Source organism: Serratia sp. CY47280, from assembly GCF_052168655.1.
GTDB classification, from domain to species: Bacteria; Pseudomonadota; Gammaproteobacteria; order Enterobacterales; family Enterobacteriaceae; genus Serratia; species Serratia bockelmannii.
The window spans coordinates 957,762-975,583 of sequence record NZ_JBJNMG010000002.1; the positions used below are offsets into that span (position 1 = coordinate 957,762).

A 17,822-nucleotide genomic window follows, 5' to 3' on the forward strand; every position below is an offset into this window, starting at 1 on the left:
GGGCGTTGTTAAAAACGCGCCCATGACAAATAGCAATGGGGTGATCCTGTGCGAGTGGCTATATTTTCTGATGATTACTATTTATTCTATGGCATATCGCAGATCTTGAAGTCGTTGGAGGGCGTTGAAGTTATTGGTCTGCATTCATCTGCACGTCGTGGATTACATGCCATGTCTTGTCATGCAGAAGTGGTCATCGTCTCTTTCTCGTCTATCTGTCGGGTTATGAATTTCTTATCGCATATTATCGACAGGCCTGACAATACGATCGTCTTAACCGGCGTGGAAACGCCGCGCCTGGCGAATTTTAACTGTCTGAAAAAAAACATCGGTCTTACGACGTTCGTTGAGGCGATAAAAATGTTCACCGCGAGCTGCAAAGGGCAGAGCCTGTCGCCGCGCGAGCTTTCGGTGTTGGCCATGCTGCTGGCGGGAAAACCGAATACCGGCGTCGCTAAGGCGTTGGGTATTTCCGAGAAAACCGTCAGCCAGCATAAAATGAACGCCATGCGTAAGCTGGAGATTCAACGTTTTCATCAGTTCATTTTGGCAGCGGATGAGCGAGTGTAATCGCTATTCCACAGGCGGGTGCGTTGGCCCGCAGGGAGAGCGTCTGCTCACCCATGATCGGCCGGGCGTTCGAAAATATGCGCGCCGGCCCCTTGCCGGCCCAATATATCGTTCGGGTTGCGCAGCGGGCAGTCGGTGAGCGACAGGCAGCCGCAGCCGATGCAGCTGTCGAGATGGTCGCGCAGCACCGTTAGCCGTTGAATACGCTCATCCAGCGTTTTGCGCCAGGCGGAGGACAGCACTCCCCATTGTTCTGAGGTCAGCTTGCTGCCGATGGGGAAGCGGCTTAGTGCGGCGCGGATTTCTTCCAGCGGAAGGCCCGCGCGCTGCGCGATCTTGATCACCGCGATATAGCGTAATACCACCGACGGATAACGCCGCTGATTGCCGGCGTTGCGCGTCGCCTGAATCAACCCTTTACTCTCGTAGAAGTGCAGTGCGGATACCGCCACGCCGCTGCGTTTCACCACTTCCCCGACGGTCAATAGCCGATTGGCGTCAATCGGTTCATTTCTTGCCATTTTATCTTTCCTCAACTTGACCTCAAGTTAACCTGAGGTTTTATAGTTCAGCCTGCCGGGCTTGGCAACCGGCATCTCTCAAGACCTGCCCCCGTCTTATCGGGGAGAAGGATGGCTCGGCTGTAAAATCAGGAAGAAACCGTTATGCAACGCTTTATCAACACCGCTCTGGACAGTTATTGGCTTTGGCTGCTCGCACGTCTGTGCTTGATGGTGATTTTCATCTCGTCGGGGCTCGCCAAGCTGTTCGACATCGAAGGGAGCCTGGCGGAGATGCGCGCCGCCGGTTTGCATCCGGCCTGGCTGTTCAACCTGGCGTCGGCGTCGGTGCTGCTGACAGGTTCGGTATTGATCTTGCTGAACCGCTGGGTGTGGCTGGGCGCCGGCATGCTGTCGGCGTTCCTGATCCTGACTATCGCGATCGTACACACCTTCTGGAATATGTCCGCTCCCAACATGCAGATCTCCCTCTACTTCGCGCTGGAACACATCACGGTGATCGGCGGGCTGTGGGTGACGGCCATCGCCAGCCGTTTGCGTCAACGGCTGGCCAACACGCGTGAGGCTGCATGATGAAACGATACCTCATTATTGCCGCGCTGCTGGCGGCACTCGCCGTCGCCGCCGTTGCGATGCGTTCCACCGCGCGACAAAGCGAAGGCGCGCCGGCCTATCCGCCGGTTAAAGTGGCGCTGGCGCCCGCCCTGCGTGAGCAGGCGGCACGCAGCTATGCCGGCGTGGGCGAGCTGGAGGCGGCCAGCCAGGTGGAAGTGGCGGCAGAGACCAGCGGCCGCATCACGCGCATTCTGTTCGAATCCGGCCAAACGGTGCGGCAGGGGCAACTGCTGGTGCAGCTTAACGATGCGGTTGAACAGGCTGAGCTGGTGCGCCTGCAGGCGCAATTGCGCAATGCCGATCTCCTGCTGGCGCGCATGCGCAAGCTGATGAACCTCAACGCTACCGCGCGGCAACAGCTGGACGATGCGCTGGCCGAGCGGGATATGGCGTTCGGTGCGGTGCAGGAAACGCAGGCCAAAATTGCGCAAAAGGCGGTCCGAGCGCCGTTCTCCGGCACCATCGGCATTCGCCGCGTGCATGAAGGGCAATACCTCAACGCCGCCGAGGCGGTGGCGAACCTGGTGGACGCCGATACGCTGCGCGTCAATTTCTCGCTGGACGAACAAAGCAGCGCCGGGCTGGCGTTGGGGCAGGCGGTGTCGGTGCAGGTTGGGGCGTATCCCGATCGCGCTTTCCCCGCCGCCATTACCGCTATCGACCCGATGATCGGCAAATCCCGCACCGTGCAGGTACAGGCGACGTTGAGCAACAGTGAGGGATTGCTGAAGGCGGGCATGTACGCGGGCATTCGCGTCACGCAGCGGCAACGCGTGGCGGTGCTGACGGTGCCGGAAACGGCGCTGACCTATACGGCGTACGGCGATACCGTGTTTCTGGCGCAGCAGGGTGAAAAGGGCATGACGGTCAAGCGCGCCTCGGTCACCGTGGGGGAGCGCAACGACGGGCGCGTCGAGATAGTCAGCGGCCTGCAGGAAGGCGATCGGGTGGTGACTTCGGGCCAGCTCAAGCTGAGCGACGGCATGGCGGCCGAGCCGGTGGCGCAGGATACCCTGAACGCCGCCCCGGCCGGTTCCTGAGGAGAGACCGATGACATTTACCGATCTGTTCGTGCGCCGGCCGGTGCTGGCGCTGGTGGTCAGCACCCTGATCCTGCTGTTCGGCGCGCTGGCGCTCAGCAAACTGCCGATCCGCCAATACCCGTTGCTGGAAAACTCCACCATTACCATCAGCACCGACTATCCCGGCGCGTCGTCCGAGCTGATGCAGGGCTTTGTCACGCAGCCGATCGCCCAGGCGGTGTCGTCCGTCGAGGGCGTTGACTACCTTTCTTCCTCGTCGGTGCAGGGGCGCAGCGTGGTGACGGTGCGCATGGCGCTGAACCGCGATTCCACCCAGGCGCTGACCGAAGTGATGGCCAAGGTCAACCAGGTGCGCTACAAGCTGCCGGAGCAGGCTTACGATCCGGTGATTGAGCGCTCCGCCGGTGAAGCTACTGCCGTGGCCTATGTCGGTTTTTCCAGCAAAACGCTGTCCACGCCGGCGCTGAGCGAATACCTGACGCGGGTGGTGGAGCCGATGTTCACCACCATCGACGGCGTCGCCAAGGTGGAAGTGTTTGGCGGGCAAAAAATGGCGATGCGCCTGTGGCTGGACAGCGATCGGCTGGCTGGCCGCGGCCTGACTGCCGCCGACGTGGCCGACGCGGTGCGGCGCAACAACTACCAGGCGGCGCCGGGCAAGGTAAAAGGGCAGTACGTGGTTGCCAACGTGCGGGTGAATACCGATCTCACCAGCGTGGAAGAGTTCCGCAATCTGGTGGTGCGCAACGACGGCAACGGCCTGGTGCGCTTGAAAGACGTTGGCACCGTGGAGCTAGGCGCCGCGGCCACCGAAACCAGTGCCCTGATGGATGGCGAACCAGCGGTGTTCCTCGGCGTCTTCCCTACGCCGACCGGCAACCCGCTGGTGATCGTCGACGGCATTCGTCACCTGATGCCGGCGATCGACAAGATGCAGCCGCCGGGCGTGAAGATGGCGCTGGCGTTCGAGACCGCGCGCTTTATTCAGGCCTCGATCGATGAAGTGGTGCATACCCTGCTCGAAGCGCTGGCGATCGTGGTGGCGGTGATCTATCTGTGTCTGGGGTCGCTGCGCACCGTGTTGATCCCGGTGGTGACCATTCCGCTGTCGATCCTTGGCGCTGCAGGGCTGATGCTGGCCTTCGGCTTCAGCGTCAATTTGCTGACGCTGCTGGCGATGGTTCTGGCGATCGGTTTGGTGGTGGACGACGCCATTGTGGTGGTGGAGAACGTACATCGCCATATCGAAGAGGGGAAAACGCCGCTGGCGGCGGCGATGATCGGCGCACGCGAGGTGGCGGGGCCGGTGATCGCCATGACGCTGACGCTGGCGGCGGTCTATGCGCCGATCGGCCTGATGGGCGGGCTGACCGGCGCGCTGTTTCGCGAGTTCGCGCTGACGCTGGCCGGGGCGGTGGTGGTGTCCGGCGTGGTGGCGCTGACGCTGTCGCCGGTGATGAGCTCGCTCCTGCTGCCGGCCAAACAGAGCGAAGGGCGCGTGGCGCACGCCGCCGAGTGGTTCTTCGGCGGCCTGACGCGGCGTTATGCGCGCGCGCTGGACTTCTCGCTGCACCACCGTTGGTTGACTGGGACGCTGGCGCTGTTGGTGATGATCAGCCTGCCGCTGTTGTACCTGATGCCGCAGCGCGAGCTGGCGCCGACCGAGGATCAGGCCATCGTACTGACCGCCATCAAGGCGCCGCAGCACGCCAACCTGAACTATGTCGAACGCTTCGCCTACAAGCTGGATGAGGTCTACAACCGCATGCCGGAAACCGAAAGCCGCTGGATCATCAACGGCAGCGACGGCACGGCGTCCGGCATTGGCGGCATCAACCTGACGCTGTGGCAGGCGCGCCAGCGCTCGGCGTCGGTGGTGCAGGCCGATCTGCAACGGGCGGTGAACGATGTCGAAGGCACCAGCATTTTCGCCTTCCAACTGCCCGCCTTGCCGGGTTCCACTGGAGGGCTGCCGGTGCAGATGGTACTGCGTACGCCGCAGGACTACCCGCAGCTGTACCGCACCCTGGAAGAGGTGAAGCAGAACGCCAGAAACAGCGGCCTGTTTATGGTGGTGGACAGCGATCTGGACTACAACAACCCGCTGGCGGAGGTGCATATCGACCGCGCCAAGGCCAACAGTCTGGGGATCCGCATGAGCGACATCGGCGAATCGCTGGCGGTGCTGGTGGGGGAGAACTACCTCAATCGCTTCGGCATGGACGGGCGCGCCTATGACGTCATCCCGCAAAGCCTGCGCGAACAGCGGCTGACGCCGCAGGCGCTGGCGCGGCAGTACGTCCGCACCCAGGACAATACGCTGGTGCCGCTCTCCACCGTAGTATCGGTGGCCGTTAAGGTCGAACCGAACAAGCTGACTCAGTTTAACCAGCAGAACGCCGCCACCCTGCAGGCCATTCCCGCCCCCGGCGTTTCGATGGGCGAAGCGGTGGCCTTCCTCGAACGGCAGGCGAATGCGTTGCCGGCCGACTTTAGCCATGACTGGCAAGGGGATTCGCGCCAATATACCCAGGAAGGCAGCGCGCTGGCGTTCGCGTTCCTGGCGGCGTTGGTGATCATTTACCTGGTACTGGCGGCGCAGTACGAGAGCCTGAAAGATCCGCTGATCATCCTCATCACCGTGCCGCTGTCGATCTGCGGCGCCTTGCTGCCGCTGGCGTTGGGTTACGCCACGATGAATATCTATACCCAGGTCGGGCTGGTGACCCTGATCGGGCTGATTAGCAAGCACGGTATTTTGATGGTGGAGTTCGCCAACGAACTGCAGATGCATCAGGGGCTGACGCGGCGCGACGCGATTTTGCAGGCGGCGCAAATTCGCCTGCGGCCGGTGCTGATGACCACCGGGGCGATGGTGTTCGGTTTGATCCCGCTGCTGTTCGCCAGCGGTGCCGGTGCCGCCAGCCGCTTCGGGCTGGGGCTGGTGATCGTCTCCGGCATGCTGGTGGGCACGCTGTTTACCCTGTTCGTGCTGCCGACGGTGTACACGCTGTTGGCGCGCGATCATGCGGTGGCGTCGCCCCGGCAGCGTGAGTTGGCCGCCGCGCAAAAGGCGCTGACGGAATAAACCGCCGGCGCCCGTATGAAAAATAAACCCGCCTCGGCGGGTTTTTTCGTCAGTTTTTGCAGCCCATCAACTCCGGCAGGACGCCGGGCTTGCTCTTCAGCGAAGCCTGCACGTCGTCCGGCAGACCGGCCCAGATGATCAGGCCAGTACGCTTCTCGATCTCGTCCACCGTCACGCGGAACTGGCAGAAATCGGCGCCCTTCGGCGTGTTCTGATCGAACAGGAAGGCGGCATAGTGGTTCACCGCCGGGCTGTTGTTGATGAAAATCACCTTCCAGTAGGCGCTGGGGATGGTATGCGCTTTCTGGGTGCCCGGCAGTTTGCCCATATCGCGTTCATACAGCGGCCCGGTCACGGTATAGACCGAGGAGATATCGGCGCGATCGATCAGCTTGCGTTCCTGATCTTCCAGCCGCGCCCAGGCGCCCTGGTTAAGATCGGACTTTTGCGGCGTGATGTTGGACAGGTAGTTCAGCGATTCCCAGTCGGAAACGCCCGCCAGCGAAGCCAGCGGCGCCTGATGACCGCGATCGACCTTCAGCGCCGCATTGGCGCCGGTGTAATCGGCGGGCGCTAACGTGTCCGCCGGGTTGAGCGCCGGATCGGTTTTCCAGTTGCGCGTCTTGCCGCTGGCCGGTGTGTCTTTGGTGATGTGATAGGCCACCCAGTTGGCGAACTTGGTGGTGCTGTTGTTGTTCAACGTATAAGCATGACGCACGATAGACACGTTGCTGCTGCCACCAGTCGGGCAGCCGACCGCGCAGTTGTCGATGGATTCGAGCGTGTCGGCCGACGCCTGAGCGGCGAACAGCAGGGCGGCCAGGGCCAACATCTTGTTGTTAAAGCGCATATTCATATCCTCAATAAGTTAAAAAGTACTGTATATATTTACAGTAAAATAAACTTATCGCAGTGAAACGAATACAACAATGCAACATATTCATGTTGCGAATGTGTCAGTCATGGTACAGCCAAGCCGCACGTGAAATGCGGCAGAAATGAAAACGGCGTCCAACAGACGCCGTTCCAAAGGGGGGAGGATTACTCCAGCAGGTCGTTGACCGTGCGGCGAACGTAATGCGTCATCTGCGCCAGATCGTCCGGTGATACCGGGCCGCCGCCGGCGCGCACCACCTGCTGTTCGATCTGCGCGATTTCCTGCTCGACCTTGTTGGCGATCTGTACTTTGACTATCTTGTCCACCGAAGACAGCAGCACCTTCAAGACCACTTTTAGCGCGATGTTTTCGCAGAACGAGTCGTAGTGATGAACCGGCGGCGGCGGGGCCGGAGCCGGCTCGGGCGCGCGCGGAGCCAGAGCCTTGAAGCTGTCTACATTTTCAATAATAAGATCCATGTCTCTTATTAGTTCATCAAAATCTTTAGACACTGACTTATTCCCTTCGCTGTGCGCAAAAAACAGAACGCCCGTCCTCGGGCTGAAAGCGGATGAGCGACGGGCAGAACGAATTCGGGCCTGGCCTTCAGACGCTGAATGGCCGGGGGAGGGGCATTCTAACCTTGCGGCGGGTTGGCAACAAGATGGGGCCGTGCGAATGCGCGGCCCTTTGGATCACGGGGGCTGGAGGGTGCTTAACTTTTCAGCTTGGCGGTGATTTTAGCCACGTGTTCGCCCTGGTAGCGGGCAATGGTCAGCTCTTCGTTACTCGGCTGCCGCGAACCGTCGGCGCCGGCGATGGTGGTGGCGCCATATGGAGTGCCGCCTCGCACCTGCGAAACGTCAAACAGCTCCTGCGTCGCATAGCCGATCGGTACGATGATGAAACCGTGGTGCGCCAGCGTGGTCCAGGTCGAACTGATGGTGTGTTCCTGGCCGCCGCCGGTGCCGGTGGAGGAGAAGACGCTGCCTACCTTGCCGTACAGCGCGCCGGAAGCCCACAGCCCGCCGGTTTGATCGAGGAAGGTGCGCATTTGCCCGGCCATATTGCCGAAGCGGGTTGGCGTGCCGAAGATAATGCCGTCATAGTCCGCCAGTTCTTGCGGGCTGGCGACCGGCGCCTGCTGGTGTTGCTTGCCCCCGGCTTTGGCGAAGGCCTCCGGCGTCATGGTTTCCGGCACGCGTTTAATCGTCACGTCCACGTCGTTGACACGGTTCGCCCCTTCAGCCACCGCCTGCGCCAGGCGTTCGATGTGGCCGTACATTGAGTAATAAAGCACCAACAGTTTCGTCATGTTTCGTACTCCCGCTCAGATGATTAACAAAAACCCCTGATAAGCATAGAAGCGAATGACGAACTTGGCGTCGTGGCGTTACCTGATGCCGGCGATCGCCAACAGGGCGCCAAAGACAATCAGCAGCCCGCCAAAGGTGCGGTCGATGCCGCGGCGTAAACGCAAAAAGCGCGCATTGACGCCAGGCGCGGAAAACAGCAACGCAACGGCAGCGAACCAGAACACATGGACGGCGGCAATAAAGAGGCCATAGCCAATTTGTACACCGAGCGGGGTGTGCGGAGAGACGACCTGCATGAATAGGCTGACGATGAAAATGGTGGTTTTCGGGTTTAACGCGTTGGTGAAAAAGCCGGTTTTCAGCGCGCCGAAATCGCTGATGGCGGCCGGCGCGATGCTGGGCGTGGCATCCTGATGCGCCGCGTTGCGCAGCAGCGTAAAGCCGAGATAGATCAGATAAGCGGCGCCGATGCCTTTGAGCAGGTTAAACAACCAGGGCGATTGTTGAATCAACACGCCGACGCCAATCAGCGTATAGCTGACATGGACCAGTACGCCGGCGCCGATGCCGCAGGCGGTCAAGATGCCGGCGCGGCGTGAGAGCAGCAGGCTATTGCGCGAGACCATGGCGAAGTCTGGCCCCGGGCTTATCACGGCGAGTAAAGTAATGGTGACGACAGCGATGAGTTCAGTCATAGTAATCCTTGCGATGTTTATCAATAGAGTGACTGATTTATAAGAGTAATTTTTATCGGTGACAAACGATGAATAGTGACAATATCGGTGAGAAAAACTCACGCAAAACCGGCAGGCCATTGCCACTGGGCGGGCTGCGCTGCTTCGAGGCCGCTGCGCGGCTGGAAAGTTTTACGCAGGCGGCGCAGGGGCTGAATTTGACGCATGGCGCCGTCAGCCGGGCGGTGCGGGCGCTGGAAGAGGAACTGGGCGTGGCGTTGTTTGAGCGCCGCCATCGGCGGGTACTGCTCACGGCGGCGGGGCGCAAGCTGTTTCAGGCGACGCAGCAGGCCTTCGGCATTCTGGATCATACCGCGCTGGAACTGCGTCAGCAGGCGCTCGACGCGCCGCTGGTCTTGTCCTGTGAACCGACCTTATTGATGCGTTGGCTGATCCCGCGTCTGCCGGCTTTTCAGCAGGCGCATCCGGACATCAACTTACAGCTGGTGGCCGGTGGCGGGCCGTTTTCGTTCCATGACGGCATTACGGCGGCGATCAGGCGCAATGACTTCGATTGGGGAAAGGAGGTGCATAGCCTGGCGCTGTTCAGTGAAAAGGTTGGGCCGGTGTGCCAACCCGGGGCATTGGCAAGGATGACGATCGCTGAGGGCAGCCTGCTGAGTTTGCGGCCCGGCGCGAAGCTGCTGCATGCCGCCACCCGGCCGGATGCCTGGTGGCATTGGGCGCAGCAACAGGGGATGGCCTTGGTGGGGCATCCAGAGCAGCGCTTTGATCATTTCTATTTCAGCCTGCAGGCGGCGGTCGCCGGTCTTGGCATTGCGATGGGCCCGTGGCTGCAAGTGCGAGACGATCTGGCCGCCGGCTTGTTGAGCGCGCCGTTCGGTTTTATGCCCGACGGCAGCGGCTATTACCTGCTGTCGCCGCAGCCGATCGTGCCCGGCAGCGCGCTGGCTCGGCTGGCCGAGTGGTTGAGGCTCACGGCAGACGCCTGAGTTTTTGCGCCAGCCGCTGTTCCTGCCAGCGGCTGAAGACGTTACGAAGCAGCAGAGTGCGCACCGCCCGCATGACCAGCGCGAGGCTCATGCCGCCGATCGCCCACAGCGACCAGAGATAGTGCGGATGGGTAAAGACGTTGACAGCGAGCAATATCGCACCGATGACGGCGAAACGCACCGCCATGCTCAGCAGTTTGCCTTCTGCCGCGACCTGGCGACGAAGACGTTGTTCGTCAGGCGTCTCCTCCCCCATTGTCGTCTGTTGCGGCTGTGCGTTGAGATTGCTGACCTGCACGCCCAGCGCGGCGGCGATCGCGGTCAAGGTTTCCAGGCTGGCCTGTTCGCCGTTTTCAATCCGCTGTACGGTGCGGGTGCTGAGGCCGGCGATGGTCGCCAGCTGCTCCTGCGACCAGCCTTTTTCCAGACGTAATGGCCTGATGCGATACTTTTGCATGGTGCACTCCTGAGTTCGCTGTCACTGTCATTCAGTGTAGGGCGGGCGGGGTAGCTGCGCCACGACAGCGGCACGACAGCGACACGACACCCGCCGCCGGCGCGGGCTGGCGAGCAGTCAGAAGGCGACGTTGCGGATAAAGCGCAGCGGGAGATCGCCGTGGTTGGCGTAGGCGTAGCGTTGATCGCTGTTGAAGGTTTGTGCGGTGCCCGCGCTGAGCGTCAGCGTGCCTTGTTCCAACTCCAGCGTCAGGGTACCGGCAATCACGTAGATCATTTCATTCCAGCCTTCCGCGTCCGGCGCAGAGTCATAGCGCTCGCCCGGCATCAGCGTCCATTCCCACAGCTCGGCCCGTTGGCGCGCCGGCACGCTGGCGGCGAACAGCGCCTGGCTGCCCGGTTGCGCGCCTTGCCAGGCCAGTTCCCCCACCAGATGGTTGCCGCGCGCTTCCGGCGCCTGGATCAGATCGGTGAACGAAATCTTCAGGGCAGCGGCGATCTTGTCGAGCACCGCCAGGCTGACGTTGCGATCGCCGGCCTCGATGCCCGCCAGCATGCGGCGGCTGACGCCGGAAAGTTCGGCCAGCGCCATCTGGCTCAGGCCCGCCTGTTGGCGGTAGCCGCGCAGATTGCTGCTCAGGTACTGCAGCACCTTGGGGGGATCGGTTTTCGCGTTATGCGCCGTATTGCTCATCGCCGGACTTTATCTCATACTGGCAGGATCTGTGCATTATATTGCACTCAGCAGGAAGGGCAAGCCGGTGTCAGCAGCAAAAAAATCCTTTATTTCCGCCGTGGTTCCGCAAATCAGGTTGCCGGAAGCGGTGTTGATTTTCATCACCATGATCTGGGGCGGCACCTTTTTGGCGGTGCATCACGCGATGCAAGTCAGCGGGCCGTTCTTTTTCGTCGGTCTGCGTTTCGCCACCGCCACGCTGGCGTTGACGCTGTTTTCGCTGCGCGTGCTGCGCGACCTGACCCTGTATGAACTGAAGGCGGGCGTACTGATCGGGCTGGCGATCATGTTCGGCTACAGCATGCAAACCGTCGGTCTGCAGACGATTACCAGCAGCCAATCGGCGTTCATCACCGCCATGTACGTGCCGATCGTGCCGCTATTGCAATGGCTGGTACTGGGGCGGTTCCCCGGCATCATGTCGTGGATCGGTATTCTGCTGGCCTTTACCGGCCTGATGCTGCTGGCGGCACCGAGCAGCACGGACATGACGCTGAGCCTTGGCGAAATGCTGACGCTGGCCGGCACGCTGGGCATGGCGGCAGAGATCATTCTGATCGGTGCCTTTGCCGGCAAGGTGAATATCCGCCGGGTGACCATTGTGCAGCTGGCGACCGCCTCACTGGCCTCCTTTTTGATGATGGCGCCGACCGGCGAGTCGCCGCCGCCGTATTCGGATTACCTGCTGTACAGCGCCATTGGGCTGGGGCTGGCCAGCGCCTTGATTCAGCTGACTATGAACTGGGCGCAGCGCAGCGTTTCGCCGACGCGGGCCACGGTGATTTACGCCGGCGAACCGGTCTGGGCGGGCATTGTCGGGCGGCTCGCCGGTGAACGTTTACCGGGCGTGGCGTTGTTGGGGGGCGCGTTGATCGTGATTGGGGTGGTAGTCAGCGAGCTGCGCATACGGCGCAAGGGGAAAGCAGCGGTGGCGACGGAAGCGGATTAGCGCAGAGGCGTAGAAAGAAAGGGGCGGAGAGATCCGCCCCTTTTTGCATCACGCGGTTTTCTTCTTGCGCAGGAACACGTAAGACAGGCCGAGCACGATGAACCACAGCGGGGTGACGATCAGTGCCTGGCGGGTGTCTTCGCGCAGCGACAGCAGCACCAGCACGAACACGAAGAACGCCATGCATACCCAGCACATCAGCTTGCCGGCAGGCATCTTGTAGATCGATTTCTGGTGCAGCGCCGGGCGCTGTTTGCGGTAAACCAGATACGAGCACAGGATGATGGTCCAGACGAACATGAACAGAATCGCCGACACGGTGGTCACCAGGGTGAAGACCGTCATCACGTTCGGGATCAGGTAAATCAGCACCACGCCGCCCAGCAGGCAGATGCAGGAGAAGGTGAGGCCGTTGGCCGGCACCGCGCGCTTGGACAGGTTGGCGAACGATTTCGGCGCGTCGCCTTCCTGCGCCAGCCCGAACAGCATGCGGCTGGTGGAGAACACCCCACTGTTGGCGGAGGAGGCGGCGGAGGTTAGCACCACGAAGTTGATCACGCTGGCCGCGGCCGGCAGGCCAATCAGCACGAACAGTTCAACGAACGGGCTCTTGTCCGGCACCACGGAGTTCCACGGCGTCACCGACATGATGACGATCAGGGCGAACACGTAGAACATGATGATGCGGATCGGAATCGAGTTGATGGCGCGCGGCAATGACTTCTCCGGATCCTTGGTTTCCGCGGCGGTAGTGCCCACCAGCTCAATGCCGACGAAGGCGAATACTGCGATCTGGAAGCCGGCGAAGAAACCGCTGATGCCTTTCGGGAACATGCCGCCGTCATTCCACAGATGGGTGAATGAGGCCACGGTGCCGGTCGGCGATTGGAACTGCATGGCGATCATCACCAGCCCGGCGACGATCAGCCCGACGATGGCGACGATTTTGATCATCGCAAACCAAAACTCCATTTCGCCGAACATTTTCACCGTCGCCAGATTAAGGCCGAGCAGCAACAGCACGCACAGCAGTGAAGCAATCCACTGTGACAGTCCGGGGAACCAGAACTGGGCGTAGGCTGTGATCGCCACAACGTCGGCGATGCCGGTGACCACCCAGCAGAACCAGTAGGTCCAGCCGGTGAAGAAACCCGCCCACGGGCCGAGCAGATCCGCGGCGAAATCGCTGAACGATTTGTATTCCAGGTTAGACAGCAGCAGCTCACCCATGGCGCGCATCACGAAGAACAGCATAAAGCCGATGATCATGTACACGAAGATGATCGAAGGGCCGGCCAGGCTGATGGTTTTACCGGAGCCCATAAACAGACCGGTGCCGATGGCGCCGCCGATGGCGATCAGTTGAATATGTCGGTTAGTAAGGTTTCGCCGTAGATGATCTTCTGAAGCGGGCGTCGCGTCAGTCGCTATTTTAGAGTGATCTACCATCTGATGATGTCCTGTTTTACCTGTCATTAGTGAAGTCGTGAGCTCTGAAGTGGCTCTTTTTTATACATTTATCCGGTTGGTCCGGCTTTAGTAAGGTAGTGCAATAACGCCACCTTTGTGCAACATGTTTACAACATTTATACGTGGGATAAAAGTCGATCAATCTTTACACGGAGGAGGCAAATCGGACGTTCAGGGAGCGGAAGATTACTCTTCAAAAGGTGGGATTAACAGACCTTATGCGGCTTATCTCGTTGATTAAACAAAGAGTTGTAAAAATCGCATGAGAAAAAGTAATGAGTGGAAGCGTTTGACAGCGGCACTGGCGAGGAGGACAATTTATCGCGTTGGGTCGTTAGCTCAGTCGGTAGAGCAGTTGACTCTTAATCAATTGGTCACAGGTTCGAACCCTGTACGACCCACCAACCAAATCAGCGTGTTACGCACAGACTTTTCTCTGTTTTTTCCCTCATGGCGCCGTTTTAAGCGTGCATTCTGCAAAAAAATTCGCATTTTTCGACTGATGTTCAGAAAGGTGATCTGGCGCAAACTGCGATGTTGCACCGTACTTTATACGGCAAGGGAGGCTGTGCGCTGGCGCAACGTCGGCGCAGGGATGGGGTATTTGCCCAAGAATCTTTCAGGTCAAGAAGCGGGGAATAAATGCGCGGCCGACATCAAGAGGAGTGCCCAAACGGCGGCTGAAAGCGCGGCGGTGGCATAGACGTGCCTCGCCGGCAGTTGCAGCATGCCGGCCATCAGCGGCACGGTGTAGCGCATCACCGCCAGGAAACGCGAGGCGAACAGCAGCGGTAGCCCGCGCTTTTGCAAGGAACGTTGCGCTTTGTGCAGCGGAGTGTGAAAGCGTGCCGGCAGCCGGCGGCCAAGATCGTGGCGGCACAGCAGCGCGCCGCCGTGGAACGACAAGATCGATCCCAACGTGGCGCCGAGGGCGATGGCCGCCCAAACGGCACCGAGGGGCAGCGTGTGTTTGCCTGCAAGGATGCCTACCAGCAGCGTCACCGAGGCGGGCGGCAAGGCGGAAGACACCACGATCACGGATTTTCCTAGCGCGAACAGGAAAATCAGCAGCAGCAACATCTCCGGTTCCGGGCTGTATTTAGCGATAATGTGCGTCAATTCATCCATTTAATACCTGCGGGGGAGAGGGCTGAGTGCCAGTGTCCCATCCGCAGGTTCAATAATGGCTAAATAACGCGCCGCTATCCGGCAATCTCTGCGTCTTGCTTGCTCACGTCGGCGCGCCGGTTTCTGAGCGCCCACAACAGCGTGGCGCACAGCAGTGAAAAGGCGGCCAGCACCAGCGGCCCGGCATGCGGGCTGTGAAAACGCTGTTCCGCCTCCGTGCGGATCAGCGGGGCTAAGAAGCTGAATGCGGCGCCGAGCGTGGTGCAAAAACCGATGCCGGCCGCCAGCGCCGGGCCGGTGAGCACCTGCGCGGGAAACGTCCAGAAAATCGGCTGTACCGCCAGGAAACTGACTGCGCAGCAGCTCAGGGCGACGATAGCGAGCAGAGGGCCGGCATAGGAAGAAACGACCAACCCCAGCGCTGCCGCGACCATGCACCCCACGGCGATCGGTAATCTTCTGGCGGTTTTTCTGTCGGCATAGCGCGGCAGGAAATAGACGCCCAGCGCGGAGAACGCCCAGGGAATGGCGGCCACCAGCGAGGCCTTGAAACCGAGATGGGTGCCCATCAGCGAGGCGACCTGCGACGGCAGGAAAAACATCAGGCCGTACACGCCGATTTGCAGGGTGCCGTAGATCAACGCCAGATGCCAAACGGTGCCGCTTCTCATTGCCGCTTTGACGCTGCTGGTTTCGGTCTGCTGCTGTTCGTCAGCCAACTGTGTGACCAATGCCGTGCGTTCTTCCTCGGTCAAAAAGCGAGCCTGCCGAGGGTTATCGTCGAGATAGAAAAAGGCGAAGACGCCGAGGGCGACGGCCGGCAGCCCTTCCAGCACGAACATCCAGAACCAGCCGGGTTTACCCAACACGCCGTGCATCTCCAGCAATGCCCCCGACAGCGGTGAGCCGAGCGTCAGGGCCGCCGGCACGCCGAGCACGAAAATGCCAATGACCGAGGCGCGCACCTTATTGGGAAAATAGATCGACGCCAGCAACAGGATGCCAGGGTAAAAGCCGGCTTCGGCGATCCCCAGCAGAAACCGCAGGATGATAAATTGCTGTTCGTTGGTCACCAGCCCGGTACAGGCCGACAGCGCCCCCCACAGTGCGGTGGTGGCGCTAAGCCAGCGTTTGGCGCCCCAGCGGTTCATCAGCAGATTGGCCGGGATGCCGAACAGCGCATAGGCGGCAAAAAATATCCCGGCGCCCAATGCGAAGGCGGATTGCGACAGCGCGATGTCGATAGCCATCGCGTCCTTGGCAAAGCCGACGTTAACCCTGTCGATAAACGCGATGAAGTACATGGCGAACATTAAGGGCACCAGTCTGCGCCAGGTTTTGCGGATGGCGGCGTTGAGCGCTGGAGCGGCATAGGTGGCGTGATTCACTGGCGATAACCTCTCTTCTGAGAATGACAAGCGTCGGTCATAAGGACCGTCCTGGCGCCGTTGCCCTCAACACGACGGTCACAGCGGATTTTCTTCGTGAGATATAAAGGTCTAAAGGACTAATGGTCAGGCCTTTAAGGGCGAAAAAAATGCCGCGTATCGGGTCGGCAGGTTGATGCAGACATCACCATAGTGAATGGTGTGTTGCTTTTTTGTTAATCAAACGTTCACACAGGGCTATGGCGCGTTCAAGCGTTTTGATCGAGATCTGTGTGCGTTATCACCGAATTGGCAACCCGGTGATAGACCTGGAGTAGGGCGCTTTCATCTCGGGAGTGAGGACGATAAGGTGAAGCACGGCAAAACAGAATGCAGGAGCGCAACATGCTGAAGGTCATCGCTGAAGATTTTATCCATCCGGAACACATTGACACCGTTATGCCATGGTATCGCGAGCTGGTGGCGAAAACCCGTCAAGAGCCGCTGTGCATCAGTTATGAACTGTGCATCGACCAGCAGGATCCCGGGCACTTTATTTTTATCGAAAGCTGGCCGGACCGCGCCGCCCTGGACGTGCATTGTCAGACCGAGCATTTCACCCGGCTGGTGCCGCAGATCAATCAGTATCAGCGCAAGCCTTGCACCTTCTTGTTTATGCAGGTGTTTCCTGAAACAGGCGATAAATAGGCGAAAAAATCCCCGCAGGGGGCGGGGTTAATGGCTTCTCAACACTATCTTGTTGTGATTAAAAAATAGGCTGATAATGATTTTCATTCTCTAAGAATGCTCTTAAATTAATCAATCAGGTGAATGATTCGCCGTCTGCTTTTCGCTGGCGGCTTTAATGGCGCGCAGCATGCGGCGTCTTATCAACCCACTCACCAGGCGAATCGCATACCAGTAGGGGGTAAACCGCCGCCGGCTGGCGCTGTCGGGGCAGAAGATGCGCGTTTCCGTTACCAGGCGGCAGCGCCCGCCCTCCAGCGGGCTCGCGGCATACCCCAGCGCCAGTTTGGCAACGCCGGGCTGAGCGAAGGCGAGAAAGCCCGCCCCGTCAGCGACCTGCTCCAGACCGTATTCAGCCTGCCAAAAGCGGCCGATCAGGCCATAGACCAACGCGCTGTCATCTTGCTCAAGCAGGCAAAAGTTATGCAGGCCAAACGGCGGCGGGCTGGGCTTATCGCGTGGCATCAGCCGCGCGGGCAATTCGCGCAGCGCTATCATGCTGCGGAAGAAACGATCGTGCTTGGGATCGTAGGCGGCCACGGCCGCCAGGATCCGCGCCTGCGGCGCGGCGATGGCGATCGCATGCCGTTCCGAGAACTGGTATTGCCCAAGGTATTTATTCAGCAGCGTCATGCCTTGCATTCTCCCGCCATTCGCTTTGCAGCAGGGCAAAGCCGAATTCGTCGCCCCATGCGCCTTTGAAAAACACGTTTTGCCGCCAATAGGCCTCGCGGCGAAAACCCAACTTGCCGAACAGTGTGGCGGCGCCAAGATTACGCGTGTCCACCACCGCAGTAATACGGTGCTTCGCCAGCGCCCCGAACAGCAGAGCGATGACGGCGCTCAGCGCCTCGCGCGCCAGCCCTTGCCGCTGGTGGCTGGGCGCGAAGGTCACGCCCAGTTCAGCCTGGCGCCCCTCATCGAAGAAATGCACCGCGACATCGCCGAGCAACGCGCCGTCCTCACGGCGCTCGACCGCCAGCTGGAACCAGCTGTCGTCACGGTTGAACGCGAGCTGCCGTTGCCGTTCGAAAAAGGCCTGCGCATCGGTGGCGCTGTAGTCGCTCCAGCTTTGATAGCGCGCCACGTCAGGGTGACTGCGGTAGGCGGTAAAGTGGGGCAGATCGTCGGCCGTGAACGGGCGCAGGATCAGTCTGGGGGTCTGCAGAGGCAAAAGGCGCATTATTTTTCCTTATCAGCGCATTAGGACTACCGGCAGTGTAACCCAGCGCCGAGAAGCGGGCTGCGTAAA

19 protein-coding genes and 1 tRNA gene are annotated in these 17,822 nt (G+C 60.3%); 8 read left to right on the plus strand and 12 right to left on the minus strand.

Features of this window, described 5'->3' with window-relative positions; all coding sequences use genetic code 11:
• Positions 1 to 54: 54 nt before the first annotated feature.
• A complete protein-coding gene (locus ACJ8J4_RS14040) occupies positions 55 to 570 on the plus strand; it encodes a response regulator transcription factor (RefSeq protein ID WP_197538605.1) in 516 nt (171 codons plus the stop codon).
• A gap of 47 nt (positions 571 to 617) precedes the next feature.
• Here the strand turns inward: ACJ8J4_RS14040 and soxR are convergent, their stop codons facing one another.
• Entirely contained in the window at positions 618 to 1,091 is a 474-nt protein-coding gene (gene soxR / locus ACJ8J4_RS14045) for a redox-sensitive transcriptional activator SoxR (protein WP_264383907.1), read from the minus strand.
• A gap of 144 nt (positions 1,092 to 1,235) precedes the next feature.
• On the opposite strand from soxR, the gene ACJ8J4_RS14050 reads away from it, so the two are divergent.
• Genes ACJ8J4_RS14050 through ACJ8J4_RS14060 form a run of 3 tightly spaced genes read left to right on the plus strand, consistent with a single transcriptional unit; the run spans position 1,236 to position 5,837 of the window.
• Positions 1,236 to 1,664 (plus strand): DoxX family protein, encoded by a 429-nt coding sequence (locus ACJ8J4_RS14050; protein WP_033633411.1) that lies wholly within the window; start codon positions 1,236 to 1,238, stop codon positions 1,662 to 1,664.
• Complete coding sequence (locus ACJ8J4_RS14055) at positions 1,661 to 2,746, plus strand: efflux RND transporter periplasmic adaptor subunit (RefSeq protein ID WP_060432840.1); 1,086 nt, start codon at positions 1,661 to 1,663, stop codon at positions 2,744 to 2,746. Before ACJ8J4_RS14050 ends, ACJ8J4_RS14055 begins: the two co-directional genes overlap by 4 nt.
• Before the next feature lie 10 nt (positions 2,747 to 2,756).
• Positions 2,757 to 5,837 (plus strand): MexW/MexI family multidrug efflux RND transporter permease subunit, encoded by a 3,081-nt coding sequence (locus ACJ8J4_RS14060; RefSeq protein WP_049295354.1) that lies wholly within the window; start codon positions 2,757 to 2,759, stop codon positions 5,835 to 5,837.
• A 49-nt stretch (positions 5,838 to 5,886) separates the two neighbouring features.
• Here ACJ8J4_RS14060 and ACJ8J4_RS14065 read toward each other — a convergent pair whose 3' ends face one another.
• From ACJ8J4_RS14065 to ACJ8J4_RS14080, 4 genes are all read right to left on the minus strand, one after another.
• Complete coding sequence (locus ACJ8J4_RS14065) at positions 5,887 to 6,687, minus strand: DNA/RNA non-specific endonuclease (protein ID WP_015377376.1); 801 nt, start codon at positions 6,685 to 6,687, stop codon at positions 5,887 to 5,889.
• Positions 6,688 to 6,878: 191 nt separating this feature from the next.
• Positions 6,879 to 7,193 carry a hypothetical protein gene (locus ACJ8J4_RS14070; protein WP_016928271.1) on the minus strand — a complete coding sequence of 105 codons (315 nt, stop codon included), beginning with the start codon at positions 7,191 to 7,193 and terminating at the stop codon, positions 6,879 to 6,881.
• A gap of 236 nt (positions 7,194 to 7,429) precedes the next feature.
• Entirely contained in the window at positions 7,430 to 8,029 is a 600-nt protein-coding gene (wrbA, locus tag ACJ8J4_RS14075) for an NAD(P)H:quinone oxidoreductase (protein ID WP_025302329.1), read from the minus strand.
• Positions 8,030 to 8,107: 78 nt separating this feature from the next.
• Positions 8,108 to 8,725 (minus strand): LysE family translocator, encoded by a 618-nt coding sequence (locus ACJ8J4_RS14080; protein WP_264383909.1) that lies wholly within the window; start codon positions 8,723 to 8,725, stop codon positions 8,108 to 8,110.
• Positions 8,726 to 8,793: 68 nt separating this feature from the next.
• Between ACJ8J4_RS14080 and ACJ8J4_RS14085 the strand changes: the two genes are divergently transcribed.
• Entirely contained in the window at positions 8,794 to 9,717 is a 924-nt protein-coding gene (locus ACJ8J4_RS14085; protein WP_043141837.1) for a LysR family transcriptional regulator, read from the plus strand.
• On the opposite strand, the gene ACJ8J4_RS14090 is transcribed toward ACJ8J4_RS14085, so the two are convergent.
• A complete protein-coding gene (locus ACJ8J4_RS14090) occupies positions 9,701 to 10,174 on the minus strand; it encodes a helix-turn-helix domain-containing protein (RefSeq protein ID WP_025302332.1) in 474 nt (157 codons plus the stop codon). The genes ACJ8J4_RS14085 and ACJ8J4_RS14090 overlap by 17 nt on opposite strands.
• A 117-nt stretch (positions 10,175 to 10,291) precedes the next feature.
• The gene (locus ACJ8J4_RS14095; RefSeq protein WP_043141833.1) at positions 10,292 to 10,867 is read right to left on the minus strand and encodes a helix-turn-helix domain-containing protein; all 576 of its coding nucleotides are present in this window, start codon (positions 10,865 to 10,867) and stop codon (positions 10,292 to 10,294) included.
• A gap of 67 nt (positions 10,868 to 10,934) precedes the next feature.
• On the opposite strand from ACJ8J4_RS14095, the gene ACJ8J4_RS14100 reads away from it, so the two are divergent.
• Positions 10,935 to 11,858: a DMT family transporter gene (locus tag ACJ8J4_RS14100; protein WP_142590566.1), complete on the plus strand. Its 924-nt coding sequence runs from the start codon at positions 10,935 to 10,937 to the stop codon at positions 11,856 to 11,858.
• A gap of 48 nt (positions 11,859 to 11,906) precedes the next feature.
• Here the strand turns inward: ACJ8J4_RS14100 and cycA are convergent, their stop codons facing one another.
• Positions 11,907 to 13,307 carry a D-serine/D-alanine/glycine transporter gene (gene cycA, locus ACJ8J4_RS14105; protein ID WP_043141829.1) on the minus strand — a complete coding sequence of 467 codons (1,401 nt, stop codon included), beginning with the start codon at positions 13,305 to 13,307 and terminating at the stop codon, positions 11,907 to 11,909.
• Between the two features lie 349 nt (positions 13,308 to 13,656).
• Here cycA and ACJ8J4_RS14110 point away from each other — a divergent pair.
• A tRNA-Lys gene (locus ACJ8J4_RS14110) sits at positions 13,657 to 13,732 on the plus strand.
• 220 nt (positions 13,733 to 13,952) lie between these two features.
• On the opposite strand, the gene ACJ8J4_RS14115 is transcribed toward ACJ8J4_RS14110, so the two are convergent.
• Together ACJ8J4_RS14115 and ACJ8J4_RS14120 are read right to left on the minus strand one after the other, a co-directional pair.
• On the minus strand, positions 13,953 to 14,456 hold the full coding sequence (locus tag ACJ8J4_RS14115) for a DedA family protein (protein WP_025302336.1): 504 nt from the start codon (positions 14,454 to 14,456) through the stop codon (positions 13,953 to 13,955).
• A 74-nt stretch (positions 14,457 to 14,530) separates the two neighbouring features.
• Positions 14,531 to 15,844, minus strand: a complete 1,314-nt coding sequence (locus ACJ8J4_RS14120; RefSeq protein ID WP_049204277.1) for an MFS transporter — start codon at positions 15,842 to 15,844, stop codon at positions 14,531 to 14,533.
• A gap of 384 nt (positions 15,845 to 16,228) precedes the next feature.
• Here ACJ8J4_RS14120 and ACJ8J4_RS14125 point away from each other — a divergent pair, with 384 nt between their 5' ends.
• Complete coding sequence (locus ACJ8J4_RS14125) at positions 16,229 to 16,531, plus strand: putative quinol monooxygenase (protein ID WP_049204287.1); 303 nt, start codon at positions 16,229 to 16,231, stop codon at positions 16,529 to 16,531.
• 111 nt (positions 16,532 to 16,642) lie between these two features.
• Here ACJ8J4_RS14125 and ACJ8J4_RS14130 read toward each other — a convergent pair whose 3' ends face one another.
• Positions 16,643 to 17,203, minus strand: a complete 561-nt coding sequence (locus ACJ8J4_RS14130; protein WP_049204288.1) for a hypothetical protein — start codon at positions 17,201 to 17,203, stop codon at positions 16,643 to 16,645.
• Positions 17,187 to 17,753, minus strand: a complete 567-nt coding sequence (locus tag ACJ8J4_RS14135) for a GNAT family N-acetyltransferase (protein ID WP_049204278.1) — start codon at positions 17,751 to 17,753, stop codon at positions 17,187 to 17,189. Before ACJ8J4_RS14135 ends, ACJ8J4_RS14130 begins: the two co-directional genes overlap by 17 nt.
• Positions 17,754 to 17,822: the final 69 nt, after the last annotated feature.